The sequence below is a fragment of the bacterium genome (genome assembly GCA_018812485.1).
Taxonomy (GTDB): domain Bacteria; phylum JAHJDO01; class JAHJDO01; order JAHJDO01; family JAHJDO01; genus JAHJDO01.
In genome coordinates this window covers 14,394-40,676 of record JAHJDO010000135.1, presented here as the reverse complement: position 1 = coordinate 40,676, position 26,283 = coordinate 14,394, and the positions used below count along the sequence as shown (strand labels likewise).

Sequence of the window (26,283 nt, the reverse complement as noted above, 5' to 3'; positions counted from 1 at the left end):
TGATGAGAAAACTGGCATATCTGAAATCAGGTGCTGGTATGACAATAGGCTTATTGGTGTTCAAACAGCTAAAAATGAAGACCTAAATATTGTGCACTTTTAAACTTTAAACTGTGCACTTTTAAATTTTAGCTAACATTAGGTAATTTGCGTTAAATTTATCAAATAGGGCGCTATCATTTCGATGTTACAGCAGAATGTTATGAAGCTTTCTTCTTGCCTAACTTCATAAGTATTGCTATTAGCGCAAATATTAATACAGCTTGCAGAAGTAGCAGGCAGGCATTGAGCTTATCAGCATTTCTTAAAACTAGCGTAGCTATTCCAAGAATGAAGCTTATTAAATATATCATCAAAACTGTCTGCTTTTCAGAAAGACCCAGATTTAACAATCTATGGTGCAGGTGATCCTGACCTGTATATTCAATCCATTCTCTAAAATTTTTTACTTTACCTGATGCTATCCTGGATACTGTAATATAAATCATGTCAAAGATTAAAACGCTTAATATAAGTACTGGAATTCCAAGTGCAACCAGTATATTTTTTTCAGCCCACCAACCCATTACCGCAAAACTTGCCAGTAAAAACCCAAGTAACGTACTACCTGAATCTCCCAAAAAAATACTAGCGGGTTTAAAATTATAAAATAAGAAACCTATGCATGCGCCAATTAAAGCAATAGCCATATAGCTTAAATAATGCTGGCCTGTGCCTAATGCGATTATAAAGAACATAAAAGAGCTTATCACTGTAATTCCTGCCGCAAGCCCGTCCATACCGTCAAGAAAATTCAGTGCATTTATTATTCCAATAATCCAGAATATTGTAAGCAATATATTTCCTATATGACCCATATTTGTATGTGAAAATGTGTTTAAAATGACTCCATATTTTATTAGAATCATGACTGCTATAAGCTGTCCTATCAGCCTTATTGAAGCTTTGAGCCCTTTAATATCATCTATCACTCCCATTATAAAAATGATGCTGCCCCCAATAACAACTCCCTTGAGTGCTAGTGAGAAATGGAAATTAAGTATTATTGATATTATCAGTGCTGTATATATCGCAAGTCCACCAAGCCGCGGAACAGGTTTTTTATGAATCTTCCTTTCATCTGGAATATCCATAGCACCTATTTTAGTTGCTATAATCCCTACAAGTGGGGTAACAATGTAGGAGATCAATAAAGCAACAGCCAAAATAAAAAACCATGATAGCTTTAGTGCTGTCAGGTAGTTTTTAGAATATAGAATTAAAACAAGGAAGATGCCGTTAATTAAAAGTAGATATCTTTTGTTTCTGAGGAATTTCACTTTGTATACTTTAATATATTATTTAAGATAACTTTAACGTTTTCGTTAGAAAGAGATGGGTATATCGGGATTGAAACAGCTTGTCTCCATGCCTTCTCAGAATTCGGGAATCCACCTAATTTCAGATACCTGTGAATAGGTCTATAAACAGGTTTGCAGCAGACAACATTGTTTTTTAACATGTTTTTTATGAATTTTCTGCTTCCCTGTCTTATTCTAATAACATATCTGTAAAAAACATGTGTACAGTTCTTTTTTACTGCGGGAAGGATTATATCCTTTCCTGAAAGGTTTCCAGTGTATTGTTTTTCTATTTGCTGTCTTCTTTTTATAAAATTTGTCAGGTTGGATAGCTGTTTTATTCCTATCCCTGCATGTAAATCGGTCATTTTGTAGTTATATCTTGTAGCATAATTGGATTTTTCGTCATAATCTCTCAGATCTCTTACCTTTTTGGCAAGTATGGAGGAATTGGTTAAAACCATGCCTCCTTCACCTGTGGTCATCATTTTTGTTGCATAAAAAGAAAAAATCGACAATAGTCCAAAACTCCCGGTTTTTTTGTTATTATATATTGCTCCAATGCTATGTGCACAATCTTCAATTACAGGTGGCCCTAAATTCAAGATAGGAGCTAAATCTACGGGATGACCAAACATATGAGGAACAATTATAGCTTTGGTTTTTCTGGTTAGTTTTTTCTTAATCTCACTTACGGATATATTGTAATCTTCAATGTCTATGTCAGCAAGAACTGCCTTTGCACCCGTATAATGTATCGCATTCAAAAGTGCAGTACATGTAAAGGAAGGAATTATGACTTCATTATTATTCTTTATATCAAGAGATAGTAAAGCCAGATGCAGAGCAGAAGTTCCGCAATTTAGGGCAACTGCGTATTTAGTACCGATAAATGAAGCTGTTTTTTTCTCAAACTGCTGAACTAAGGTTCCCTGAGCAATGTCACCGGAGGCAATAGTTTCTGCCATGATTTTAACTTCTTCTACACCTAACGTGGGTTTTGAATGAGCTATCATATATCTTTTAAATATCTGAATGCTTTAAATCCTTCAGCGTATTTAACCTTACCTTGAAATCCCCTGTAATTTGCCATGGCCTTTACGCTTTCCAGCATATCAAGCCCAGTAGAATATACCTTTGTTACTTGAGATTTGTGTATATTGAGCAGTTCCACCTTTTTTGATAGAACGTTTCCAATGTCAACAAATATATCCGGTTCAAAATCATAGGATGTATAATCTTCATAAAAGAGAACTCTTTTTATGTATCTTGTTGATGCTAGTGCGCAATTAGCGAGCATTCTATGGTCTTGATGAGTATCCTTTGAATGGTTAACATACACTTCATCAGGATTTACTTTTTTTATTACTTCATCAATATATGTAACAATCTTTCTTTCTGACGGCAGAGCAGTGTCCTTGAAACCTGCTAAGAATAGTTTTTTAACCTTTAGCATTTTAGCAGCAAGTTCCTGCTCTTTTTTTCTTATATTTAATTTTGCTCCTACTTCCCCTCCTGTAAGAATCAGCAGAAAGATATCATGTTTTTGTTTAGAATATTTAAGCAAAGTTCCTCCACAGCCATATTCAATATCGTCAGGATGCGCTCCCATTGCTAGAATTTTCATAGATTGTCTCCTTTAGTAAGTGTTTTAAATTCATCACCTCCGCAATTAAATAATAAATCTACAGCTGCCATATTACTCTCAAATCCATCATATGCCTGAAGATAATGAGGATGAACAAATTCTTGAAATATCACGCTTATATTGCAATCTTTAAACTTTCCCAATTCTAAATATGCCTTTCCGCCCTGCCCGCTAAGATATGTATCCGCTCCAACTTGTTTGCACACTTCAATAAGTTTGTCTGTCGCTTTTTTATCAACATTCAAATTGGAAGAATACACTAGTTTTGTATTAATGCTAAATTGGGACAATAAATAATGTATTATTTTCATATTGATGTCAATTAGGTATTCCCAGTTCTCTTCATAAAGTTTTTCAAAAAACCCCCAGTATTTATCAAAATACTTGGCTTTAGAATAATTAAGTTTTAATGAATTATAATGTTTTTTTCTCCAATCAACTGTGTTGTTTATTTTAACATCCATGATCTGCTGACCAAAGTCATGCATAACAGGAACAGTGAGCCATTGGCTCCCTTGAGCCGTTCTGATTTTGTTTCTATTCTGCCATTCATTTTTTTTAAATTGGGTATCGTCAAGCACCACAAAAATATCTGATTTAGCAATTTTGTCGAAATAACCAAGCCATGGCATAAATTGAGGCTGGTGAATTGTGCAGATCAATATTTATCTCCTTGCAGTTTTTTAACAAATACAGGATTTGACATTATAATATTCGGGTATTTTCCTCTTATATCAAGCCTGTAATATGACATTTTTGTATCTGACATATCAGATATTATATGCTTCATAGGAGTTTTTGCTTGAATTTTTTTTAATAGCTTTCCATTCTTTACCAGATTAATCGTAATTTCCCTTTCTTTCCCGTCAGAACAACTTAGGCTGATTAATATATTAATTCTCTTTTGCGCCGTTGCCGTTTGCCCCATTGAATAAGATACATTGTCTTCATTTACGATTCTAAAATCTTCCAGAATTAAAAAATAATCTTTGCATCTATATAATGCATACATAGCTCCGTTTTTTAAAGCACTTAAGATTGCATCTTTTTTTCTTTTGCAGTTAGGTAAAACCGTTTGCACTGAATTAAGCTGCTTTCCTGATTCATTTCCATGAAAATCAATCTCTCCAATCGCCCACACTGGATTTTCTCTCTTGTCATTGCAATATTCAGCCAAAGCTTTATCCCATACGCCACCTATCCCTCCAACCTTTCTATACCCCTCATACAGTATCCCGAATCCTGTGTAGCTATTGCTCTTCAGGAGGTCGTTCGGATAAGGATTTGTTCTTATTCTTACCCCCTTAACTGCTTTATTTGAACTAGCTTCTGGCGCTGACCAAAAACACAAGAGATTATTTTTATTCGCATAGTCTATCAGGTTCTGATAGGGGATAATGCCGATATCTCTATGATAAATGTCATATTTTCTCCATAGACTCATTGTGTTATTAAAAGAAAATATAACCCCAAAGACGATAAGAACTGCCCCTATTTTTTTATAAGGTTGCTTCTTTATTCTTAATGTCTGAAGTTCTAATTTCAACTCTTTGTCCTTTTTTACAGCGTAGACCTTAATTCCAATAATAATAAATACAATCGGCCAGAGTAGATTCAGCAATTTCAAGATATTTGGGGAAAAGACATTATTTGAAGCAACGGGAAGATTTTCAATCTCTTTTTTATTTTTATACCCTATTACTAAAATTTGTTTCTGCCAGTCATTAATAGTTAAATCTTTCTTAAATATATTTCCTGTCCAGTAGTAGAACGGGGTAACTTCACTTCCTGGAATTACTATAATATCTTGATTTTTCTTATTTATTTCATCTATCCCGCCTAAATACTTATCTGCGCCATATTTGATAATACTGTTTAAAGTTATTGGCAGTCTTAGAAAATTTTGAAATGGAGAAATACCGTATTCTGCTTTTATAAGCGCATGGTCTGTTAGAATCAAGGCATCTAAGTCCTGAGTTCTAGCAATTTTGGCTAATTCTACAATCGTATATTTGCCGTTACTTGCTACTGAATGTATATGAATAGCCGTCCGAAGCTGTTTTGTCTCTTCAGAATAAAGAGACTGTGTAGAGAGAAGCACAAACAGTAAAACTGACAATACAGATGAGATTTTACAATTTTTTATTAACAAGTTCTTCATAAAGATTCTCTATTTGTTCTATCATACTATTAATCCCAAAATTTTTAACAGCTTTTTTCTTGCCTTCCTGTCCCATTTGAGCTGCAATCTCCGGATTTTTCATGAGATAGGTAATAGCATTGGCAAGCGCTTCGGGACTTTTTGAAGGAATCAGAATCCCTGTTATTTTATCATCAACAACATCAGGAATACCTCCGACCTTACTGGCAATTACAGGTTTTTCTGCAGCCATTGCTTCTGCAATTGCCCTCCCCATTCCCTCGTTCAACGATGGCATTACAAAGATATCCAGTACACTCAATAATTCAGGAACATCTTTTCTTTGCCCAAGAAATACTACATTCTTTTCTATGCCCGATTCTATAGCTTGCTCTTCCAATTTTCTCCTTAAAGGACCATCCCCAATTATGAGTAATTTCAGATTTTGTGATTCCATTAATTTCATTGCCTCTAAAAGATATCTGTGCCCTTTAACAGTAACTAATCTTGCAACAACTCCTATTATAATGTCATTTTGTGCAATATTCAGAACGTCTTTATTCTCCCTCGCGTTTGCAAATTCTTCTACCTCCACTCCACTGCAAATAGATGCGTATTTATTTCTTTTGCCTATCTTTTGCTGTAAATGCTGATCTATGCCCTTTGGTGTCAGGGTTATAATTCTATCTGTGATATGTGCGCTGATTCTTTCAGCAATAACAAAAAGTTTGGTCATGAAGTAACCGAAATATCCTGAAAACACGTTTCCATGAGGCGTATGTATTATTATAGGAACTCTCGCAAACTTGGCTGCCCATCTTCCGAGAATACCTGCTTTGGATGTATGTGTGTGGACTATATGAGGCGTGGTTTGCTTAATAATTTTATATAGTTTTAGAAAAGCTGATAAATCCCTGAAAAACTTGATATCTCTGGACAATTGAGGAATGATAATAAAATCATCGTCAGGTTTCACATCTCTTACAGACCCACAGACAAGTTTTGATTCAAACTTAGCTTTGTTTGTTTTTCTAACAGTAAGAAGAGTATTTTGGGCAGATCCGCCTTTGTCCATGCGAGTGATGATATGGAGAACTTTTATCATTTTAATTTTTTACAACCTATACAAATTCTTTTAAGGCATCCGCGTTTTTTCGACAGGTAAATTCTCTCTCGATTCTTAATCTGCCTTTCTCACCAAGGACTCTGGCATATTCAGCATTGGTTAGAAGATTAATTAAATTATTTGCGATTTCTAAAGAATTTTCTGGATTGATTAAGAAGCCTGTTTCTCCATCAACTATTGCTTCAACTGCCCCCCCTGATCTACCCCCGATAACTGGTTTTCCACAAGCACTTGCTTCCAAAAAAACTATTCCGAAACCTTCTACATCTCCTCTTTCTTTGATTTCTCTATTTGCCATAATAAAAACATCGCAAGCATTATAATATTTTGCTATCTCTTTATCCGTGGCCTCCCCTGTAAGTATTACCTTGTTTTCCAGTCTTAATTTCCTAATTATCTTTTTTAACTCATTTAAATATGGACCACCCCCAACTATTAAATAAACTGCATTTGGTGCTTTTACCAACACCTTTGGGAAAGCCTTAATCACAAAATCATGTCCTTTCCTTTTCACTAATCGCGCTATTGTTAAAATTACCTTTTTGTCCTGCAGACCATATTTCTTTATTATTCCTTCCGGGCTAATATCAGGATTGAACTTATCTAAATTAACACATGGCAGAATCTTCGCGATTTTTTTTGGTTTAATACCTCTTTCTATAAGTTTGGTTTTTGTAAAATCGCTTATACTTATAATCTTATACGCATTCTTTAAAACGATAGACATTAATTTGTCTATTAGTTTATATTTTTGGAATTCAAGAATATCTGCAGCAAACGTATAAACAATATAAGGTTTTTTAACCATAAATTTTAAGATTAGCCCGATGATACCTGTTGAGAGAACATGGCCACAATGAATGATATTAATTTTTCTTTTTTGAATTAAGATTAGAGAAAAAAATAAAGGGAGAATAATCTTAAATATTCGCCCAAATAAAGGAATATTAAAAAGATACCTTTTTCTAATGATTTCAAAATTCTGTTTTTTATCAAACCTCTCACAGCCGCTCACTTTAGGAGCTAAAACAACAATCTTTTGAGAGGGGAGATTCTTCCATAGATTATAGAAATAAGTAGCTTGCCCACCCAGTATGGGCGGAAAATCATTGACGATGAACAGGGATTTACCAGACAAATTAACCATTCCTGCCTACTTCGTTAAGAACATCCAGTATCTTACAAGCCATTTTTTCTACTGAAAACTTTTTAGCTCTTTCTGTGCCCTTTGCTATCAAGTTATTTCGTAATGTCTCATTCGACAAAACTTTCTCCATCGCTTTTGACAACTGGTTTATATCATTAGGATCTACTAATACTGCGGCATCACCTGTTACTTCAGGAATAGAGGTAACATTAGAAGCAACAACGGGTGTTTTACAAGCCATGGCTTCAAGAACAGGAAGCCCAAATCCTTCATGCAAAGAAGGCATTACAAAAACTTCTGCACCATGGTAAAGAGCAGGTAGATCATTATCATGAATAAATCCAGGAAATAATACTTTCTCCTTGATGCCAAGTTTGTTTGCTGAATCTTTCAGTACCTCAAGATATTTATTTCCCTTGCCGGCTATGACAAGCTCATACTCATTTTTTATTCCATTCGGAAGCATTTTGTATGCTTTTATAAGTCCGAGCAAATTTTTGGAAGGTTTCAATGCTCCAACCCAAAATATGAACTTACTCTTTATTCTATAGTTTTGCTCTACTCTATTTACAGTTTCTTCTGATACTGGATCAAAAAAAATATTGTTTACCGCTGGGTATACAATCTTCAGTTTATCTTTGTCTATCCGCAGGACATTCAGCAGGTCCTGCTTGGAATGTTCCGATAAGGTAATAACATTTTTAGCAAATTTCGCACATAATCTTCCCCAAAATTTGTAATAAAATCCGGCTAAAGCCGTCCCCTGAGTCCTGAGTGGTGTTAAGTCATGTATTGCTGTTACAAAATTACAGGGAGAAAACAGAGGTGCCTTGAAGTAAGGAGAAAAAAACACTTCGACTTTTTGTCTGGAAATGGCAACAGGAAGCTTAACCTGGTCCCAAAAGAATGTTATTTTCTCAGGAATAATCTTAAATTTCAGACTGCTTGCTCCGAAACTGCAGTCAGTCTTTTGATTTCCAAAAAGGATATATTCATTGACAGTATCATTCAAAGAAACATAATTCAAAAATCCTAAAAGAATTCTGCCTATGCCTGTCTTTTTCCCTGTTTCAAGTTCTCTTATATCAATCCCTATACGCATACTCTACCTTCAGTACTTCCAAATATATTTTTTCTATTTTTCTTATATTCTCCTCAATGTCAAAAAGTTTTACAGCCCGTTCTCTTCCTCTTCTCCCCATCTCTTTTCTTTTTTTCTTATCTCTTATAAGTTCAAATAGCGCATCTTTCAACAAGGACGGATTATGGAACGGTATAAGAATACCTGTGACCTCATTTTTTATTGTTTCAGAATTCCCCCCAACATCTGTTGTGATTACAGGCTTTCCCGTCCCCATTGCCTCTAATATACTTCGGCAAAGTCCTTCATTAGATGTGAATAAAGCAAAAATATCAATAGCAGCCATTATTTCTGGAATATCCTCACGAAATCCTGTGAATATCACATTGTTTGTAATTCCAAGTTTTTGACACAATTTTTTTAATTTTTCTATATACTCAGGATTCCCGCCTCCAACAATTACAAATTTAATTTTTGGATAAGCTTTGAGAATATCAGGAACAGTATGTAACAACTCTTTTTGTCCTTTCTCCGAGCTAACGCGCCCCATTGTTCCTATTAAAAGATCATTAGCGCTGAATTCCTCTCTTATCTTACTGCCGTCTATATCGGGATTGAATTCATTCAAATCTATCGCATTATAGATTATCTTCACCTTTCCACCGTTTTTAAATCTTTCTGCGCTTGCCTTTGACACTGTGATTATTTTAGTGGATAAAATGTAAATCAATTTATCTAGTCTGCTTTTATCACTTACTCTGGCATGATATACAAGAGGTCTGCCAATAATCTTGGCTGCAATTCCCCCATATATAGCCCCTCGTGGTGAGTCAGTATAGATCAGATTAATTTTCTCTGTCCAAATAAGCTTCGCAATTTTAGGAACAGTGATTATGAGGTTCAATGGATTTAACTTACCCATTTTTAGACACTTCGTTGATATACCCAGTTTTGCAGCTCTATCAAGAAATGAGCCCTGAGACGGAGCAACCACAACAGGATCAAAGCAGTCCCTGTTTATCCGCTCAAGTATATAAAGCAGGCCTTTTTGCCCGCCTCCCACAAATTTACCGAAATGTGATATGTAAAGTATTTTGAATTGCTTTCTCATACGATATATGAAATTTTATCCTGTTAGTTTTTCAATTTCTTTCATAACACACATTGGTGTGAGTTTTTGCATGCAGACATTTTCACCTATTTCACAGTTGTCTCTGCGGTAATATAAGATACAGGGCCAGCATGGCATATTCTCTCTAACCGCCAGTACTTTATCTGATCTCGGCAGACAAGTATCAGGATCAGTTGGCCCGAATAAGACAATACAAGGAACATTTACAGATCCAGCAACATGAGCGATACCTGAATCATTTCCTACAAAAAACAAGGATTTTCTAATAATATATCCAATATTTTTCAGATTCAGGTTGCTGCAAATTATCACTGTCTTGCTTTCTGTTTTTTGTCTTATTTCCTCCAGAAGCTTACTATCTGCATAGGCTCCTACTAGGATTGTCTGTATGTTTTTTTCACTAAATAAGATGTCTATTAATGCTGAAAAGCAATGAGCTGGCCATCTCTTGGGAGACCACTTTGCTCCCGGATGCATTACAGCATAATTTTTTTCACTTAATGCGTGTTTTTGCAGGAACTCATCTCCAGCCTTTTCATCCTCTGGGTTTATAAAAAACTGCTCATTTTTATCTTTAGTTTTACATCCTAAATATTCAACCAGTTTTAGATGGTCTTCAATTATGTGTTTTTCGGTTGTTGAGACAGTAGCAGAGTAAAATAGAGACGTATTCTCCTGAAAAATACCCCGCTTTAATTCTCTGAGAGGTCCGACACTCAAAGAGGCTTTCACTAATCCTGCTAACAAAACAAAGCCGAATGTGCCTCCATAAGATAGGCATAAATCATAATTGCTATTTTTTAAGTTATTAATTGTCTGTATGTTCTCTGAAAGCTTTCTCACATTAAGAGGAAAAAACCTCCAGAAATCGGCATTGCAGGAATATATATTGTCTACATCGGGGTTGTCTTTCAGAATTTCTGCGGTGTGAGGTAAAGTCAATATATCAATTTGAGCTTTTGGAAAATTTTCTCTCAGGGTTCTTAGAGCCGGAGTGGTCATCAATACATCACCTATGGAATTAATCTGAATATTCAGTATCTTTGCAGGTTTAATCTCCCTAAAGTTCACATGTTGGTTGATTTCTTTTTTCTTGCCCATGACCACATGATTCCAAAAAAGATACTCCATACTCTCAATAATTATTTTCAGTACATACCGTATCTTTTCTGATAATTTTCTTGAACTTTCCCCGTATACCCGCATTGTCCTATATGCTATATCATCCCAATTGAAATGTTTTTTAGTGTCAATTATATTTCGTATCAGTTTCTCCTTTAGAATATTATTACTGGACAACATCTTTATAGCTTTAGCCAGTTCCTTCGGTGAATTCGCCTTAACAAGTACTACATTCTCATTGTGTCTGAAATATGGAGATTGTACGCGAGGATATGTGCTTATTATAGGCAAGTGGTGAACAATGCCTGCCATAAGACTTCCACGTCTTGTGCAGATTCCATCTCTGTAAGGCACTACATAAATATCCGAGGCGAACAAAAATTGGGAAACACTCTCAGGAGAAGAATTCTCTACCATGAAAACTTTCTTTTCCAGACTTAATTTTTGAATTAGTGTGTTTAATTTTTTCCTGTAGTTTTTATCTTCATCCCTCAAACTGCCTATTAAAAAGAGGTAATAAATCTCATCCCGATTTAATATGCTCAATGCCTCGAGTAGGTCTTCAAGCCCTTTCCCCGGATTCGGGAAACCGAAAGTCGATAAAATAACAGCATCTTTTTTAATACTAAAACGCATACGAATCTCAGTTTTTGTCTCCTCTCTGCATATCCTGGCCGGAATTATATTTGAACCAATTTCTACTTGTTTAAGCTTTTTCCTGAATAGTGGCAAACGTCTTAAAAATAGATAAGTAAGCTCTTCATTTGTGCTGATAACTCTTTCACTGAAGAGAGACAGTAAAAATGCATTGACTTTCGATATCCATCTGCCACCCACCAATGTATGAAATGTAGTGATAAATCGCGTCTTTGGACTCATAATCTTTAAAACAAGAGGCAGAAATTTAAAGCTTATGCCGAATCCATAACTTTCAGGCGTATATTGCATATGCAGAATGTCAAATTTCTCTCTTTTTGCTATTTTTGAAATTTCAAGTAACTCGCTGAGACCCCAGTTGATACTCCCAACTTTAAAAACTTTGGGGTCGTTTCCTGCATATCTCTCTGATGCTATTACGGACACGTTAAATCCTGACCTTCTCAGTTTCTCAACCAAAATACGTGTATAATCCGCAATCCCGCCCGGCTTATAATTGGGCGGATAATTAGAAAAAATCATGCAAATTTTCATAGCTTCTCAAAAAGATTTAATAGTTTGTGTATGTGAATCTTGGGAGAGAAATTTTCACCAACTAACTTATTGGCGTTTTTCCCCATTTCTTCTGCCATTTTGCTGTCTTTTAACAAGAGATCTATTTTTCTCGCCATTTCAACTTTATCATAAGGGTTAATTAAAAAACCTGTTTTCCCATGTTTTAACCAGTCAGATATTCCCCCAACATCAAAAGCAACAGCTGGCCTGCCATAAAGAGCTGCTTCGATACCTACTATACCAAAAGGTTCAGGCCAAATAGAAGGGATAACTAAAAAAGAGGCTTTTTTATAAAAATCTGCCATTTTCTCGCTATGAACCCATCCGTGAAAACGAACTTTTTCTTTTAGACCCAATTTATTGATTTTTTCTTGGCACTCTTTTCTTAACGGGCCGTCTCCCACTACATCCAGAAAAATTTTTTCTTTTAGAAGCTTCAATACATAAAACAGGTATTCTAACCCTTTTCCATTGGCGATACGCCCTGCAAAAAGAATCCTTCTTGAACCGTTGTATTTGCTGGAAATATTGCTGGATAATGATTCTGCAAAATATGGCAAAATCTCTATTTTATGCGGCAAAACTCCATTTATCTCCAATATGTTTTTCATATATTTTGAAGCCACTAATATGCGCTTTAATTTTTCAAAAGACTTCAGACTTCTTCTTGTTCCTGCATAAGCCCTAAAAGATTTTACAGGATGCCTTGGCATGCATCTTCTTGTATGCGCACGCAAGGTGCATAGAGGTGATGCAGGATGAAAACACGTTTCCATAGGGTTATGCAATAATCTTTTTCCGTCGGGACATGTAGACTTACATCCATGCACATACCTTACTGTTGGAACTTGCTGGGAGAAGATATCTACAACTTTAAGATTCTCAATATTGTGCAGGTATATAACATCTGGTTTTATATCATTGATGGTCCGGCGCAGAGTTAATTTTATTTCCTTCTTCAAACAAAGTGGATTATTCCAGATATCGGGCAGATTAAATGTCTTTGTATATTTTCTAAAAGAAGATTCAATAAGCTTGTCGCCATAGATAAAGTATATGTTATGGCCTTCTGCAATTAATCTTTCAGAAAGAGTATTTAAGTAGTGTTCAACTCCTCCGACTTCATCTATATATTGATTTACAAAAAGGATATTCATAATAGACTATATGCTTTCATTTGCCGACTTACGGTAAACATAAACTAAATTTTTCATAAAAAAGTGTCCTGACTTATCCTCTAATCGTTCCCACATAGCGTCCCAAAACTCAGATACTTTGCCGTACCCGGGACTTTTTCGCAGTAACGGTATTTTCCCGATCTTGTGATTTAACGTTCGTAGTACAAATATCAGCTCAAACGGAGAACGCCAGTAATCATACCCGAACCTTTCAAGTATATCCAGCCCCAGATATTTCCCATAACGAGCCAACTGGCGACTGGAAAATTCGGTCTCATGCCCCCATTCCCACCGTCCAATGTGGGACATCAGGTGCTTATGCATGGTATACGCTGTATATTTCTGGGGTACATTGAGTATCAATACCCCTCCCGTTTTTAACACCCTTACCTGCTCTTTAAGCGCGCGGACATCCCGCACAAGGTGCTCTATAACTCCCTGGCTGAAAACCAGATCAAACATCTCATCATGATATCCCAGAGACATCGCATCTCCTCGGGAAAGACGTACCTTGCAGGAGAACCGCTCTTCTACCTTTTCAGCAATCTTTAGAGCGTCTTCGGATATATCCACGCCATATATTTCCATCCCCGTCTCGGTGGAAACTATATATGAGTCAATAGCGGTACCACAACCTACCTCAAGAGCTTTTGCGCCTGAGCCGCGGGAAAGATACTTAGATATAACGCCGATATACTTGTTTCTCGCAGAGCGATGAGATATTATCTGTTCTTCAATATTCACATCCTGCCATTTATCCCATACACTATCGAAACTCTTACTCATTATCCCTTATTTTTCTCCGCATGGTCGGCGGCTCAAGATAAAACCACTTCATTCCATCAGGACGCGCTTCGTACAAACTTTGCAAGAAAAATTTCTTTGGGACATAGGAAACAATCCCCGATAATTTTAAAGGAAAATCTGTAAAAACTCTTGACCTGGCCATTATTTCAGTAATCCTATGACTATTCTGAAAACGTTTGTATATTCTCTTGGTAATGCCAGGACACACAAAATCGTGCAACTCAACCAGAATGTAAGATTTGTTGAGAACGGGTATCTTGAGAGGATCTAAAAGAATATCTTCCGCACCTTCTGTATCCATTACAACCAGAATCGCCCTACCTTCTTCGCAAATAGACAAACAACTTGATAAACTCTCATGATCACACAATCCATTGATTCTTATCCTGTCGTTAACGCCATTTATTTTCGCCATTTGCTGGATCAAATTCTGTCCAACCATTTTCACTTCGAACGCTACGATGTTAGCAAAAGGCTGCCGTACGGCAAAGCCAACAGCATAATACCCTTCACCTGCTCCTACATTTACAATCAAGTTAAAATGCTTCCTGCATAGTTTTTCTACAAGCTCATGTAGTTCCTTTTCATATGTGCCAAGAATCTTCGGGTAATACACAATATCCGAACTCGAAGTTACGTATTTCATACCTGCAAAAGGTCCCGAAAATATTTGTCTGCCCGTAACTCTCTCAATGTAGTGATTCACTAACATAGAGGGATGAAAATTAACAGGAATAACCTTCTTCAAAAGTTTCTTAACAAAATTAATCATACTCGCAAAATTTTCATTTTAAGTTTTCTCACCAAGAACAAAGATATAACCCCGAAAAGACGATATGATCTTCAATATCAGAATATACAATATATGTATTGGTAAATTCTTTCTGGGTTTTAGATTAAGTTTTTCTGAAGAAACGAATCTAGACTCAAGTACTCTAAATCCCGCCCGCTGTATGAGAGAGGTTATCTCCTCTATTGTATACACACGTATGTGGTTCATCTTGTCTGTGATATGAACCAGATTTGAATCATCATCAGGAAAAGGTTCAGAGATATTCTTTCCTCGAACCAGATGCTCTATATTTCTCAATGATGCTATATTCGGCGTTGTTAAAAGTATTAACCCTTTTGGCTTTAACACTCGTTTTATTTCTAGAAGCGCTTTCAGAGGCGAAAGACGCATATGTTCAATTACCTCACTGAAGATTACAATATCAAAACTCTCATTTGGAACCGGACAAGATTTTTTAGACAATTCTCCCTGAATTAGTGGTATTTGGTGTCTATGCAGTAATTTGCAATAAGCATTTATATTCTCTTCAACTTCCATCCCTGTAATATCGAATCCCCAGATTTCTTTTAAAATGATATCGTGAAAGCCGTATGCGATACCAATATCAAGAATCTTTTTATTCTTTTCTCTTTCTGCAATACATTTCACAATTTCCCGAAAGCGAAGATTATCCCGATTAAGATATCGCAGTATACTTTCTGCAGTAACCAATTCATCATGACAGGCATATACACTTTCTTTCCACTCTTCTTTTATCTCGCGGATAATCTGTTTCGCAATATCGTCAATCTTGAACATTTCACTCATATCCGATTCCTTTCAATTAAGGAAAACTCTCACCTATTTTATGTGTTATCTTTTTTTACGTCAACTCGGTATTTCCCTTCAGGTTGTTGAACAACACTGTTTAAAATTTCAGACAATTTCTGTGTTAACTTTCTACGGTTAAATTCCTCTATTAGCTCAGTGTTAGTATTGACAGTCAGATTTCCACGTAACTGAAACTCTTTCCACTTTTCTTCCAACCAGACCGCTACATGCTCAGAAGTATTCAGCATAGTCCCTGCTCGAGTCCTCTTCAATGTAGCTCCTATAACTCCCTTATCATCAGGAGTAGCCAGTATCTGTTTACCGCAGGCCAGATATTCAAAAAATTTCGTTGGATACCAGCCATTATCATCACTGAGAAACAACAGAAGAACATCAGATAGTGTCATATATCTTACTGCCTCGGATTTCTTAGCATTAAGAACGACATGGATATATTTCCCAATCACTTTATATTTACTGCACAGTTTCTTTTCAATTCCATGACATTCATTGAAAGGAGGAACTAATACTAACCTGCAAATTTCAGGAGACGGCTTATTGTTCAAGAGAAATTTCTGAAATCCCTTCAAAAATACGTCCAGCTTTTGAACAAAATGGAAGCTTCCCACATATGAAAGTGTGAAAATATGTCCTTTAGTGTTGTCCTTATCTGTGACAGTAAAATCTTCAGGATCAAAACCATTAGGTATCGTATAAACTTTCTTATTAAGAAGCCTGCTCAACTGAGATGACCATGTTTCGGATGCATGAATAGCGCAAGATGCTGTTTTGCAAATTCTTTTTTCAATCAATCTATGGATTTTGTCACGGATGAGCCATATTTTTCTATGCCTGATGGAAGTATCCTGAGTCCATGGGTCTCTGTAATCTGCTATCCACGGAATACCCGTTGCTTTGCTCAAATCACTTGCTATCCAGTGAGCTGTCCATGGAGAAGTGCTCAGGATCAGTGAAATAGGATACTTCTTAATAATAGACAATCCTGCTTCATAAGCATAATTATGCCATCCTCTTTGGCTGTCCGGATGAAATATGAAATTAAGAAGAAAAAAATTAATGAACTTTTTGAAAAAGCCTGCTCTTTTACTCAAACTAACTGCTTTTCGGAAACATTGCTTATAAGGAGTTCTGTATATAACGGTACCTGTGGAACGCTCCTGAACATTACTGCTGTCCCATGTTCTTGTTAACACAACGCATTGCCATCCAAATTCAGAAAGATATTTTACCCATGAATATGTGGGATAAGGAGACGAACTGGGTGATGGCGGGTAATGATAAGAAATTATTAAAATTTTTTTAGATTTTTTCATTTTTTATGTAATTCAATGATTCTTTCATAAGAGGATATATGCCATAATTCAGAAATTTATCCAGTAAGTAAGCAACTCCCAGATAAACTAAAATACTGACAAAAATTACGGCAAAAAATTCGATTATCCCTATTGAGATAAATGTTTTCAAGAACGATACCAGCAAGAATATAACTATTGTGTTTACTAGAGGGAAACCTATTGCTCTGGCAAAGTCTCTAATTCTACAACCTGTTATTTTTATTACCATGAAGCTGAACCCTATAGTTGATACAAGGATACTGATAAAAACCGCGATGGAAGTACCCAGTATGTTCCAATGCATAATAAAGGGGTATATTACGGCGCTCAAGACAACAAGTTGTGCTATATTCCATTTTGTCTCTATTCCAGGTTTTCCCACACCCCAGAATACAGGAGCTGTTGTGGCTGACATTGATCGCAATAATCCAAAAAATGATAATACCTGCATTGCAGGAACCATGGGCATCCACTTGCTTCCCAGAAATATTCTCGTGAAATCAGGAGCCAGTATGAATATTCCGCAGGCTAAAGGAAAGGAAACAAATGCAGTAAACTGTAGCACTTTTAGATACCCTTCCCTTAATTTAGAAATATCGTGCTGTAATTTTGAGTATGCCGGAAATGTCACGCGGGAAATCACATGTGTTATTTCTGTAGCGGTAAGGTTAGACAACCGGTATGCCATAGCGTACAATCCAAGCGCTCCTATACCAAGAAGTCTTCCTGTTAAAATATCATCTCCCTGAGTAATTAGAAATACAACAACAGTGGATATTAAAATCCATTTGCCAAAGCCAAAAAGTTCTTTTAGCTTTTCCAGTTCAAATCTGAACTTTGGTCTATAAGGATGGAGTATATATGAAAGGAAAAGGCTCGTTACTGCTCCGGCGAGAGTGCCATAAATTATAGCCCACACGTTTCTCAGAATAAATGCCAAACTTATACCTACCACAAGACTGGCTATAGTGCTACCCAGATTATAGATAAACAATTTCTTGAACTGGAGATCTTTCTCGAAATAGGTGGTCCCTATATTACTAAACCCAGTTAGAACCAGCGTAATTGTCATAACACGCAAAACAGGTATTGCAGCTGTGGTTTTAAAAAAGCCCGCAATAAAAGGCGCTCCGAAGAAGAGAAGAGCAGCCAGAATTATCCCGCGAATTACCAGTACGCACCATGCCGTATCAAGATATTCTGTAACGCACCCTTTTTTCTGCACAATAGCCTGACCGAATCCAATGCCGGAAAAAGACCCCAGCAAAGAAATAGATATTTCCGCTATTCCAACCATTCCGAAATCTGATGGAAGCAAAAGTCTTGCCAATATGATTGTCCGAACAAGCTTAAGCCCCCGCGAAACGAGGTTAAGACCAAACACCCATGCCCCGCCTCTTACTACTTTTCTGGTAAGCCCTTCATGTTCAGGCTGCAATGTTCTCTCCTTTCAGATAAGGGAGTGCCATAACCATTCCTGCCACAAACCAGAAAGGTTCCATGATTCTAATAATTATAAATGTGTTTGCTCCGAGCGCATGAGCACTAAGGCACACAGCTCCTGCCAGAAATCCAAGACACAGTCCTTTATATAAAGGCTCAGATTGCTGTTTTAAATTTCTCAGGGCGTTCTTGATTGCGGCAATAATTATCCATATAAGACCTATAAGTCCTAATATCCCGGATTCAATAAGCGTTTTAAAGTATTGTCCGTCGATAAATGCATATCCTGTAGTACCATATCCTAGAATAGGATGATTTTTCCAGTCTTCTATTCCTGTTTTCCAGCTTATAATTCTTGCAGATGTGGAAGGACCAAGAGTTATATTCCCTATCTTTACCTGGGCTTCTCTTTGCGGTTTGAATGTATATTCTATGCGTTTTTTTACTTCTTTAGGAACAAAAAATAATCCGAGCAGGACAATAACGATAAAAACAAGAACTAATTTACTTTTTACTTTTCCAAACCAGATAATAGAAAAATACATAGGAAATAGAGCCACATATGATGCCCTTGAAAGAGTAAAGAGAAAAGGCGGTACAATTGAGGCAATTAAGGCTAACAATGAATATTTTATACGCTTGCTCTTTATATAAACAAGCAATCCAAGAGTTAACGCCATTATGAAAATCATATATCCGCCCAATGTATTTGGCTCTCCCACCTCTCCTTCAAAAGGAGCGGAGACTCTTCCTGTTCCTATCTGGCTCATTCCATAAATTGAGACTAAAAAGCAAGTAATAAATAGCGCTGTTAAATACATTTTAATCTGTTTTTTGGAATTTATTGTATTTACAACCATAAAATATAGAAGAAAATATTCAATATATTTGAGCACAAAAAATGTTCCCTTTAATACGTCGACTCTGCCTGTAATGATGCCTATAGATGTTGAGAGAACACATATAAGAGAGTAGAAGGCTATAGGTTTATTCAGGGGAGTCTTTGCAAAGACTCCTAGTTTATTGTTTATAGCTATCCGCCCAAGCCACGCAAATGTTATTACAGCAAGCAGGATATCCTCTACTCTGATCGTTATGTCTCTTCCTCCTGCTGTTCCAGCGCCCAGCTCAGGAGAAAGAAGCATAGAAAATATCAGAAGAAAGAGGGCGTAATCTATGCGAATTAAGGCAAGAATCAGGACACTTACGCCAACTACCAGAAGCAGCGGCATGTAAGTTGACGTAGTGGCTACAAGCTTGCCCAGTATTAGGCTAAGAAAAATAAAAACCATCGGCAGTATCCATGCTACTCTGGCTGAAAGAGGAGTTTTTAATGGCATTATGAGGGATTGGTCTTTTCCTCTTCCGGAATAGAGGTGTAATAGCGGTACTTATAGTAACTAGATATATCTATTTCCATGTCTATCTTTATATCGTTGAGAATTATACCCAGTACTTTCGCTTCTGCTTTTTCAAGATGGCTCTTAGCTCTTATAACTGCATGGCGTGAGGTTCTCCCAACCTGGTATATTAATATTACGCCATCCACCAATTTACTTATTATTACAGCATCAGTAACAGGAAGAATGGGGGGAGTATCATAAAGCACAATGTCAAATTCTTTTTTCGATTCATTTATAAAGGTTTTCATGTTTTCTGACTGCAACAGCTCTGCAGGATTAGATGGGATTATCCCGGCAGTTAAGATATGAAGATTCTCAATCCCCGGCGTCTTAAGTGTTGCGTCAAATCCCAGTTTTCCCAGCAGGATATCGGTTGATGTCTGTACAGCATCTCTCCAGTTAATCTGTCCTATGAGATAATTTGTAAGACCCGGTTCCCTGTTTATTCCAAACATGTGTTGCAGTATTGGTCTTCTAAGATCTGCTTCTACCAAAAGAACTCTCTTTCCCATTTGAGCTAATACGACTCCAACATTTGACAGCATTGTTGTTTTTCCTTCATGCAATCCGGAACTGGTAAAAAGAAGAGTTTTACAAACTTTCGTTGTCTTTAAAGTCCCTAAATTCGTTCTAATAATACGAAACGCCTCAGATACTGGGCTTTTAGGTTCAAAATGGGTTATAAGCTTCTTATAGTATGGCTCTTTCCCTTTGTCTTTAACAAATAATTTTCTCCAGAATCTTAGCTTTCCTTCAGAAGATTCGACGTGAGGAACAACCCCTATTACAGAGACCTTAAGAAACTCCTCCATATCGTCAATTGTACTGATGGAGGTATCCAACGCTTCTGAGACAAATGCAAATATCAGCCCAAGAATTACTCCTATGGTAGCTCCTATCATAACATTTGTTCCCTTCTTTGGACTTGTGGGCCTTCTAGGTAAAGGAGCAGGTTCGACAATTGCTATTTCCTTTGCCTTTTCTGCTTCCATTATTCTTGCTTCTTCAAATTTGTTCTTAAACATTGAATAAATAGTTTCGTTAATTGTGATATCTCTGTTTAATTGGGCTAACTCAATTTCTTTTTCCGAAGCGTCTTTCTTTTTTGAGAGAAGTTTTCTTCTTTCGATATCAATATCGTTACGGATTTTTTGAATTTTCCCCTTAATAAGTTCAACAGGTGGGTATTTCTCAGTGTACTCAGTTAAAAGAGTTGAAAGTTGAACTTCCAGCTCAACCGCTTTTTTCTCAAGTTCAACAACCTTAGTTAGCTGGTTTGAATAGTCTATATTCTCTTTTTTCTTAGTATCAAACATCGGATTTTTACTGCGAAATTCATAGAGGCTTCTTTCGCTTTCAATTAAAGCCCTCTGATAGTTTTTAAGTTGCGCCTCAATAAATTTTTTGACATTTTGAGCCTCTTTTATTTTTGAAAGGTGGTGTTCTAGCACGTATACCTCAGCTATTTTATTCGCCAGTGTTTGGGCTTTTTCTCCATTGTCAGAGGATACAGAAATTTTTATTTGATTAGTATCGCCGATAACTTCTGTTTTTACATCATTCTTCAAGTTTCTTATTATTGCTTCCTTTTCTACAGGGGAAGTATCCTTCTTTACTAATCCGACCTGCTGAGCTACTTTTCCCAACACATTGAAGCTTGTAATATTCGCGCATTCGGACTCCATCGTATCTCCGGGGGAATATGTAACAATATCCGTAAGTATTGTGGCGATTGCTTTTCTTTTTTCCACCTTGATTATAGATGATGTTTTGTAAATAGGCGTTTGCATATTTGTGTAAAAAATCGTGGCTATTACGGTTAATAAAACAAATAGTACTATGCGGATTTTTCTTCTGTTTATAATACGCCAGTAATCATGAATGTCCATTTCATATGCTGGCATGTTTTCTCCTATTTAACTGTTCTTAAGGTGGCAGTTGTAGCCAATGCATTGGTAAAGGCGGCTAATTGCAAACTTGGAAGAATTTGTCTGATAAAATAATTTATGCTTCCAATCGTTGACCTGGGAACGTATATTATATCTCCCGGTTCAAGAAGGATATTATACTTAATAGATCCTTTTTTAAATATTTTTCTGATCGCTACAGAGATGACCTCTGGTTTCTCAAAACTGCCTCTTACAACTTTTGTGCTTCTTATAGTCGCGCTTTCTGTAAAGCTTCCAGCTTCTGTGATAGCCTCCATAAGTCTCATTTCTGCATAATAAGGAACAACTCTTGGACTTTTAACTTCTCCCATAACAAAAACTTTATCTATAATAATTGGAGGAATAAATAATCTATCTCCACTTTCCACATAAATGCTTTGTTCTAGTTTCGGCTTTAATACATAATTATTCAAATCAATTGTGGTTACCTCACCATTCTGCTTTATCAGTTTTATATGCTTTATATCTGCATTTTTGGTATGACCTCCTACTGACATAAAAAACTCCAGAAACTCTGTTTTACCCTTCAATGTATATACACCAGGTCCGCTTATTCCTGCTCCTGCAGCTGTGCTACCTACCTCGCCAAGCACAATAATCTTCTGGCTCTTATATTCTTTTATCGAAAGTGTGACGATAGGATGCAGAACATATTTTAAAAATATCTTCTTTACCTCACTCTCAACCTGTCCAATTGTCATTCCCGCAACATGTATAACTGCCAGAGGAGCTATTGTTATGTCTCCTTTTCTGCTGACTGTTACATCCCTGCTCAGATCATCGTGCCCCCAAACAGTTATAGACAGTTCATCCCCGGGACCAACAACATAGTCCAGTGAAGTATTCTCCTTGGAAGAGATGCTTGAATTAATACAACATAACAGGGAAAAAAATAACACAATGATTAATACTTTGTGCTTCTGCATATTGCCCACACCTTCTCTAATAACTTGATAATATCAAATTTCTACTATAAAATCAAAACCAATAACCTTAAATTATACGAACGCAACATGAAACATGCCATAAAAATAATAGATTTAACAAAGATATTTCGCTCGAATGGAAGAAGCGTCAGAGCCCTAAGTAATATTAATCTTTCCATAGAAAGCGGGCAAATTGTTGGATTGGTTGGCACTAATGGAGCAGGAAAGACTACGTTATTAAAGATCATTGCTGGGTTGTTGATCCCGGATAGCGGTGCCGTAAAAATAAATGAAGATATTTATCCTGACCTCAGAATTGGGTGGCTGCCTGCTGATTCCAGATGTTTGCACTGGAGATTAACGGGGTTGCAGAACCTTACTTTTTTTGGAAGGTTCTATGGAATGGGCGAAAAAAATATTACAGAAAGGGCAAACTATTTAATGTCCAAATTTGGATTAGAAAACAGCAGAGATACTCTGGCAGGGTTATATTCGTCAGGAATGCGGCAGAAGCTGAATATCATTCGTTCAATATTGCATGGGCCTCAAATATTGCTCTTTGACGAGCCTTTTATATCTATGGATGAAGATGGAATTGAATTGGTGAACAGATTAATGCAGGATTATTCCAGGAAGAATAACAGATTAGCATTCATCGCAACTGCAAAGGAAAGGGAGATTAAAAATATTGTTGGCAGAGTTATGTATATGGAAAAAGGCAAAATTGTAAATAATGTTTAGATTCCTAAAAATTACAAAGGCATTGATAGTAAGAGAATTTCTTATTGATAAGAGCTACAAGTGCTCTTTCATATTCAGTCAGCTTAATATAATTTTCACAATTATGCTTTTCTTTTTTATATCAAAGTTAATAGGCCAGAGCGGAACCAGTTTTGTAAAAGGCTGTGCGGATAATTATTTCTCTTTTGTATTAATAGGCATTGCTTCATCAAGTATTGTCTGGGCTGGACTTCAGACAATTCCTGACTATATTCGCAACGAGCAGCTTACAGGCACCCTGGAAGTTGTTCTTGTATCGCCGGTAAAACCTACAAGCATTGCTTATGCAATAGCAATAAACACAATGATATATTCTTTCTTCATGTTTCTATTATACGTGATTATAGGCATTATTTTCTTTGGAATAAAACTTAATATAAATTTCCCATCATTGTTTATTGTTCTGTTAACGACAGCCGTCTATTCAACAGGGTTTGGACTCATGGGAGGAGGATTTATATTAATATTTAAAAATTGGAATCCAATTTCATGGATTATAACGAACGTTTTCAGACTGCTTGGCGGCGTCTATTTCCCTATAGCAGTCCTTCCAAAATGGTTACATAAAGTTTCGGATTTTCTTCCTATTACACATTCTCTTAATGCGGCAAGGAAATCCATGTTTTACGGACAGTCAATTCTTGATATGAAAGAAGAGCTAATCATTCTTCTGATTTTTTCTATATTGATATGCGGAACAGGACATATCTTTTTCAACTGGTGTCTGAAGAAAGCTAAACTAAAGGGGCTTCTCGCTTCTTACTAAACCTAGAATTGCTTCAACAGATTTATCTATATTTTCTCCAAGGGCTAATCTATAGGATCTAACGCTATCAGCAAGTTCAGCCAATATCTTAAAAACAACAGCGGATTCAGTAATAAAAGATGTTGAAACAGACCCAATAAGGCAGTCTAAAGATTCTTTTTTGGTTATCTTTTTAGCAAAAGTTTCTTTGCCGCAGGCTTTATGCAGAAATATAATCAGACTTGGCTTGCATCTGCTTATAGCAGAGTCGCAGTACAATGAGTTTATCCTGAAGATCTTTTTATATTTATCAAGTTTATTTTTTTGTTTTGCAAATGGTCTAGTCGTTGTGAAAAAACTGCAGGCATCCTCTTGCAAAGAAACTGGTTCAGGAAAGGAAAGCATTTCAGCTTTATTGTTATTAAGATGAATGATAGACTTATCATCAGAAAGGAATTTACATCCTCTTTCCACTAATCCCACAGATAAAGTGCTTTTGCCCGCTCCCGCTTCACCTGCCAAAATAATGCCTTTCCCGCCATAACAAAGACTTGCTGAATGAATAAAAACCATACCACTATAGCTTAAAATAAGATTAAGGATATTAAACAGGATTATATTTGTAAAATAGAATTCTGTAAGCCCTTTGAATTTCTTTATCCAGACTGCGATACTTTTGCTTGTCAAATTAATTTGCGCAACAGCATAAAAAAAGTCAAACCATAATAAATTGCCATTTTCGTAAATGATGGGAATTGATTTTGACCTGGCTTTTTTTGATGTCTCAGGAGGGAAGAGGGGAAAACTTCCTTTTATTTCGTTAATATGGATATGCCATTGGAGATTTTTGTTTCTTTTCTCGGCAAAATAGATGTAATCTTTTGTCCATTTTATATACTTTTCCCTATTTGAGGAAATTTCAAAACGGACACCGTGTATATCAAACACAGATCTATTAACAACAACCCTGTTTTGGATTATTCCTGTTAGCAAGCAGCGGAGTTTGGCATACTGACGGACACTGATTCTTATTCGTTTTTGAGGCAGTTATAGCCATCTTTGTTATGTCTTTAAGCTGCCCGTACTTTGTGAGTCTGGGTTTTTCGTAGGTTTTCTTCATTTTTTGCTTCCTCCTTGATTTTTGTTATTCTACACAATTCTTTGGGCACAGTTTTAAAATTTCCGTGTTCAATATGTGAGAGTCCCGGACATCTGAGACATTCATTATTCAGATCGCAGCTTGAGCATTCAGGAATATCCTTTATGGACATTGCTCTGATATCCTTAAAAACACTTGAGTTTTGCCAAATATCTTTGAATCGTTCTTTATTGATATTCCCTGCCTCTATTTTAAATGCAATACATGGATAAATTTTGCCATCGGGCGAGATAGCGAATATAGATCTTGCCGCTGCGCATGTGTCAAATTTCCTGTAGTGGATTTGTTCAGATGAAAATGAGGTTCTGTCATTTTTATTCATTGCGGTAAAAAAATCATATAGATTCCTGTTGTTTAATCTTAGCTTTAAAGGCGCAGTACTTCCATCATCCTTTGGGAAAATCATAGTGTCAAAAATATATTCTAATTTCATGTCCTCACATAATTTTTTAATATGGATTATCTCTTTAAAATTATCCTTCATAACAGTTGTTTTAATTATGGGCTTGATTCCGTTTCTTCTTAATAAAGTAATCCCATTTATTGTTCTTTCAAAAGAACCTGGTTTTCCTGTAATTTTCTCATGTATGGAAGCCCTTGCGCCATATAAACTAATTTGAATGTCATAGACTGAAAGCTCCTTGAGCTTTTTCGCTGTTTTTTTATCCATTAATACGGCGTTTGTAAAAAGAGATACTGCAAAGTCATTATCTCTTGCATATTTTATTACATCAAAAATGTCTTCTCTAAGCAGCGGTTCTCCACCAGTTATTGTAAGCTCAAGACATCCGCAGGATTTAATTTGTTCCAGTATATTTTTAATTTCATCAAATGTGAGTTCTTTTGCCTTATCCTGACATATGTAGCAGTGTTTACAATTTAAATTGCACTTTGATGTAATTTCAAACACACAGCAGAAAGGAATTAATCTCATCCTCAAACGCTTCGTCAATAACCCCTTATCTATTTCTATAATATTTTTCATTT

General features: G+C 36.2%; 23 protein-coding genes. 2 read left to right on the top strand and 21 right to left on the bottom strand.

Going from position 1 to position 26,283, the window contains the following annotated elements; all coding sequences use genetic code 11:
* Positions 1–200: 200 nt before the first annotated feature.
* The 19 genes from KKC91_11715 to KKC91_11625 are packed head-to-tail and all read right to left on the bottom strand — an operon-like array spanning position 201 to position 22,612.
* Complete coding sequence (locus KKC91_11715) at positions 201–1,319, bottom strand: undecaprenyl/decaprenyl-phosphate alpha-N-acetylglucosaminyl 1-phosphate transferase (GenBank protein MBU0479219.1); 1,119 nt, start codon at positions 1,317–1,319, stop codon at positions 201–203.
* Positions 1,316–2,356 (bottom strand): DegT/DnrJ/EryC1/StrS aminotransferase family protein, encoded by a 1,041-nt coding sequence (locus tag KKC91_11710; GenBank protein MBU0479218.1) that lies wholly within the window; start codon positions 2,354–2,356, stop codon positions 1,316–1,318. The genes KKC91_11715 and KKC91_11710 overlap by 4 nt, the downstream gene beginning before the upstream one ends.
* Positions 2,353–2,967 carry a PIG-L family deacetylase gene (locus KKC91_11705; protein MBU0479217.1) on the bottom strand — a complete coding sequence of 205 codons (615 nt, stop codon included), beginning with the start codon at positions 2,965–2,967 and terminating at the stop codon, positions 2,353–2,355. Before KKC91_11705 ends, KKC91_11710 begins: the two co-directional genes overlap by 4 nt.
* Positions 2,964–3,650, bottom strand: coding sequence for a WbqC family protein (locus tag KKC91_11700; protein ID MBU0479216.1), 687 nt, complete (start codon positions 3,648–3,650; stop codon positions 2,964–2,966). Before KKC91_11700 ends, KKC91_11705 begins: the two co-directional genes overlap by 4 nt.
* Positions 3,647–5,149 carry a hypothetical protein gene (locus KKC91_11695; protein MBU0479215.1) on the bottom strand — a complete coding sequence of 501 codons (1,503 nt, stop codon included), beginning with the start codon at positions 5,147–5,149 and terminating at the stop codon, positions 3,647–3,649. The genes KKC91_11700 and KKC91_11695 overlap by 4 nt, the downstream gene beginning before the upstream one ends.
* Positions 5,121–6,233 carry a glycosyltransferase family 4 protein gene (locus KKC91_11690; protein ID MBU0479214.1) on the bottom strand — a complete coding sequence of 371 codons (1,113 nt, stop codon included), beginning with the start codon at positions 6,231–6,233 and terminating at the stop codon, positions 5,121–5,123. The genes KKC91_11695 and KKC91_11690 overlap by 29 nt, the downstream gene beginning before the upstream one ends.
* Positions 6,234–6,249: 16 nt before the next feature.
* Positions 6,250–7,401 (bottom strand): glycosyltransferase family 4 protein, encoded by a 1,152-nt coding sequence (locus tag KKC91_11685; protein MBU0479213.1) that lies wholly within the window; start codon positions 7,399–7,401, stop codon positions 6,250–6,252.
* Complete coding sequence (locus KKC91_11680) at positions 7,394–8,503, bottom strand: glycosyltransferase family 4 protein (protein ID MBU0479212.1); 1,110 nt, start codon at positions 8,501–8,503, stop codon at positions 7,394–7,396. Before KKC91_11680 ends, KKC91_11685 begins: the two co-directional genes overlap by 8 nt.
* Entirely contained in the window at positions 8,487–9,593 is a 1,107-nt protein-coding gene (locus KKC91_11675) for a glycosyltransferase (GenBank protein MBU0479211.1), read from the bottom strand. The genes KKC91_11680 and KKC91_11675 overlap by 17 nt, the downstream gene beginning before the upstream one ends.
* 15 nt (positions 9,594–9,608) lie before the next feature.
* Positions 9,609–11,927, bottom strand: a complete 2,319-nt coding sequence (locus KKC91_11670) for a glycosyltransferase (protein MBU0479210.1) — start codon at positions 11,925–11,927, stop codon at positions 9,609–9,611.
* On the bottom strand, positions 11,924–13,105 hold the full coding sequence (locus KKC91_11665) for a glycosyltransferase family 4 protein (protein MBU0479209.1): 1,182 nt from the start codon (positions 13,103–13,105) through the stop codon (positions 11,924–11,926). Before KKC91_11665 ends, KKC91_11670 begins: the two co-directional genes overlap by 4 nt.
* 6 nt (positions 13,106–13,111) lie before the next feature.
* Positions 13,112–13,912: a methyltransferase domain-containing protein gene (locus tag KKC91_11660; GenBank protein MBU0479208.1), complete on the bottom strand. Its 801-nt coding sequence runs from the start codon at positions 13,910–13,912 to the stop codon at positions 13,112–13,114.
* Complete coding sequence (locus KKC91_11655) at positions 13,905–14,705, bottom strand: hypothetical protein (protein MBU0479207.1); 801 nt, start codon at positions 14,703–14,705, stop codon at positions 13,905–13,907. The genes KKC91_11660 and KKC91_11655 overlap by 8 nt, the downstream gene beginning before the upstream one ends.
* A gap of 18 nt (positions 14,706–14,723) precedes the next feature.
* Complete coding sequence (locus tag KKC91_11650; protein ID MBU0479206.1) at positions 14,724–15,533, bottom strand: class I SAM-dependent methyltransferase; 810 nt, start codon at positions 15,531–15,533, stop codon at positions 14,724–14,726.
* Positions 15,534–15,571: 38 nt separating this feature from the next.
* The gene (locus tag KKC91_11645) at positions 15,572–16,870 is read right to left on the bottom strand and encodes a glycosyltransferase (protein ID MBU0479205.1); all 1,299 of its coding nucleotides are present in this window, start codon (positions 16,868–16,870) and stop codon (positions 15,572–15,574) included.
* Complete coding sequence (locus KKC91_11640; GenBank protein MBU0479204.1) at positions 16,857–18,329, bottom strand: lipopolysaccharide biosynthesis protein; 1,473 nt, start codon at positions 18,327–18,329, stop codon at positions 16,857–16,859. Before KKC91_11640 ends, KKC91_11645 begins: the two co-directional genes overlap by 14 nt.
* Complete coding sequence (locus tag KKC91_11635; GenBank protein MBU0479203.1) at positions 18,319–19,674, bottom strand: O-antigen ligase family protein; 1,356 nt, start codon at positions 19,672–19,674, stop codon at positions 18,319–18,321. Before KKC91_11635 ends, KKC91_11640 begins: the two co-directional genes overlap by 11 nt.
* Positions 19,674–21,641 (bottom strand): polysaccharide biosynthesis tyrosine autokinase, encoded by a 1,968-nt coding sequence (locus KKC91_11630; protein ID MBU0479202.1) that lies wholly within the window; start codon positions 21,639–21,641, stop codon positions 19,674–19,676. The genes KKC91_11635 and KKC91_11630 overlap by 1 nt, the downstream gene beginning before the upstream one ends.
* 8 nt (positions 21,642–21,649) lie before the next feature.
* Positions 21,650–22,612 carry a polysaccharide biosynthesis/export family protein gene (locus tag KKC91_11625; GenBank protein ID MBU0479201.1) on the bottom strand — a complete coding sequence of 321 codons (963 nt, stop codon included), beginning with the start codon at positions 22,610–22,612 and terminating at the stop codon, positions 21,650–21,652.
* An 87-nt stretch (positions 22,613–22,699) separates the two neighbouring features.
* On the opposite strand from KKC91_11625, the gene KKC91_11620 reads away from it, so the two are divergent.
* The gene (locus KKC91_11620) at positions 22,700–23,353 is read left to right on the top strand and encodes an ABC transporter ATP-binding protein (protein MBU0479200.1); all 654 of its coding nucleotides are present in this window, start codon (positions 22,700–22,702) and stop codon (positions 23,351–23,353) included.
* Positions 23,346–24,158, top strand: coding sequence for an ABC transporter permease (locus KKC91_11615; protein MBU0479199.1), 813 nt, complete (start codon positions 23,346–23,348; stop codon positions 24,156–24,158). The genes KKC91_11620 and KKC91_11615 overlap by 8 nt, the downstream gene beginning before the upstream one ends.
* On the opposite strand, the gene KKC91_11610 is transcribed toward KKC91_11615, so the two are convergent.
* Positions 24,132–25,130, bottom strand: a complete 999-nt coding sequence (locus tag KKC91_11610) for a hypothetical protein (protein MBU0479198.1) — start codon at positions 25,128–25,130, stop codon at positions 24,132–24,134. The genes KKC91_11615 and KKC91_11610 overlap by 27 nt on opposite strands.
* A gap of 77 nt (positions 25,131–25,207) precedes the next feature.
* Positions 25,208–26,281, bottom strand: a complete 1,074-nt coding sequence (locus KKC91_11605) for a radical SAM protein (protein ID MBU0479197.1) — start codon at positions 26,279–26,281, stop codon at positions 25,208–25,210.
* Positions 26,282–26,283 lie beyond the last annotated feature (2 nt).

Excerpts from the sequence above, each read along its gene's own strand:
- KKC91_11650 (MBU0479206.1), bottom strand. The coding sequence starts at position 15,533 with ATGAGTGAAATGTTCAAGATTGACGATATTGCGAAACAGATTATCCGC.
- KKC91_11660 (MBU0479208.1), bottom strand. The coding sequence starts at position 13,912 with ATGAGTAAGAGTTTCGATAGTGTATGGGATAAATGGCAGGATGTGAAT.
- KKC91_11645 (MBU0479205.1), bottom strand. The coding sequence starts at position 16,870 with ATGAAAAAATCTAAAAAAATTTTAATAATTTCTTATCATTACCCGCCA.
- KKC91_11705 (MBU0479217.1), bottom strand. The coding sequence starts at position 2,967 with ATGAAAATTCTAGCAATGGGAGCGCATCCTGACGATATTGAATATGGC.
- KKC91_11630 (MBU0479202.1), bottom strand. The coding sequence starts at position 21,641 with ATGCCAGCATATGAAATGGACATTCATGATTACTGGCGTATTATAAAC.
- KKC91_11710 (MBU0479218.1), bottom strand. The coding sequence starts at position 2,356 with ATGATAGCTCATTCAAAACCCACGTTAGGTGTAGAAGAAGTTAAAATC.
- KKC91_11620 (MBU0479200.1), top strand. The coding sequence starts at position 22,700 with ATGAAACATGCCATAAAAATAATAGATTTAACAAAGATATTTCGCTCG.
- KKC91_11655 (MBU0479207.1), bottom strand. The coding sequence starts at position 14,705 with ATGATTAATTTTGTTAAGAAACTTTTGAAGAAGGTTATTCCTGTTAAT.
- KKC91_11605 (MBU0479197.1), bottom strand. The coding sequence starts at position 26,281 with ATGAAAAATATTATAGAAATAGATAAGGGGTTATTGACGAAGCGTTTG.
- KKC91_11670 (MBU0479210.1), bottom strand. The coding sequence starts at position 11,927 with ATGAAAATTTGCATGATTTTTTCTAATTATCCGCCCAATTATAAGCCG.
- KKC91_11680 (MBU0479212.1), bottom strand. The coding sequence starts at position 8,503 with ATGCGTATAGGGATTGATATAAGAGAACTTGAAACAGGGAAAAAGACA.
- KKC91_11675 (MBU0479211.1), bottom strand. The coding sequence starts at position 9,593 with ATGAGAAAGCAATTCAAAATACTTTACATATCACATTTCGGTAAATTT.
- KKC91_11635 (MBU0479203.1), bottom strand. The coding sequence starts at position 19,674 with ATGCCATTAAAAACTCCTCTTTCAGCCAGAGTAGCATGGATACTGCCG.
- KKC91_11665 (MBU0479209.1), bottom strand. The coding sequence starts at position 13,105 with ATGAATATCCTTTTTGTAAATCAATATATAGATGAAGTCGGAGGAGTT.
- KKC91_11690 (MBU0479214.1), bottom strand. The coding sequence starts at position 6,233 with ATGATAAAAGTTCTCCATATCATCACTCGCATGGACAAAGGCGGATCT.
- KKC91_11625 (MBU0479201.1), bottom strand. The coding sequence starts at position 22,612 with ATGCAGAAGCACAAAGTATTAATCATTGTGTTATTTTTTTCCCTGTTA.
- KKC91_11685 (MBU0479213.1), bottom strand. The coding sequence starts at position 7,401 with ATGGTTAATTTGTCTGGTAAATCCCTGTTCATCGTCAATGATTTTCCG.
- KKC91_11615 (MBU0479199.1), top strand. The coding sequence starts at position 23,346 with ATGTTTAGATTCCTAAAAATTACAAAGGCATTGATAGTAAGAGAATTT.
- KKC91_11695 (MBU0479215.1), bottom strand. The coding sequence starts at position 5,149 with ATGAAGAACTTGTTAATAAAAAATTGTAAAATCTCATCTGTATTGTCA.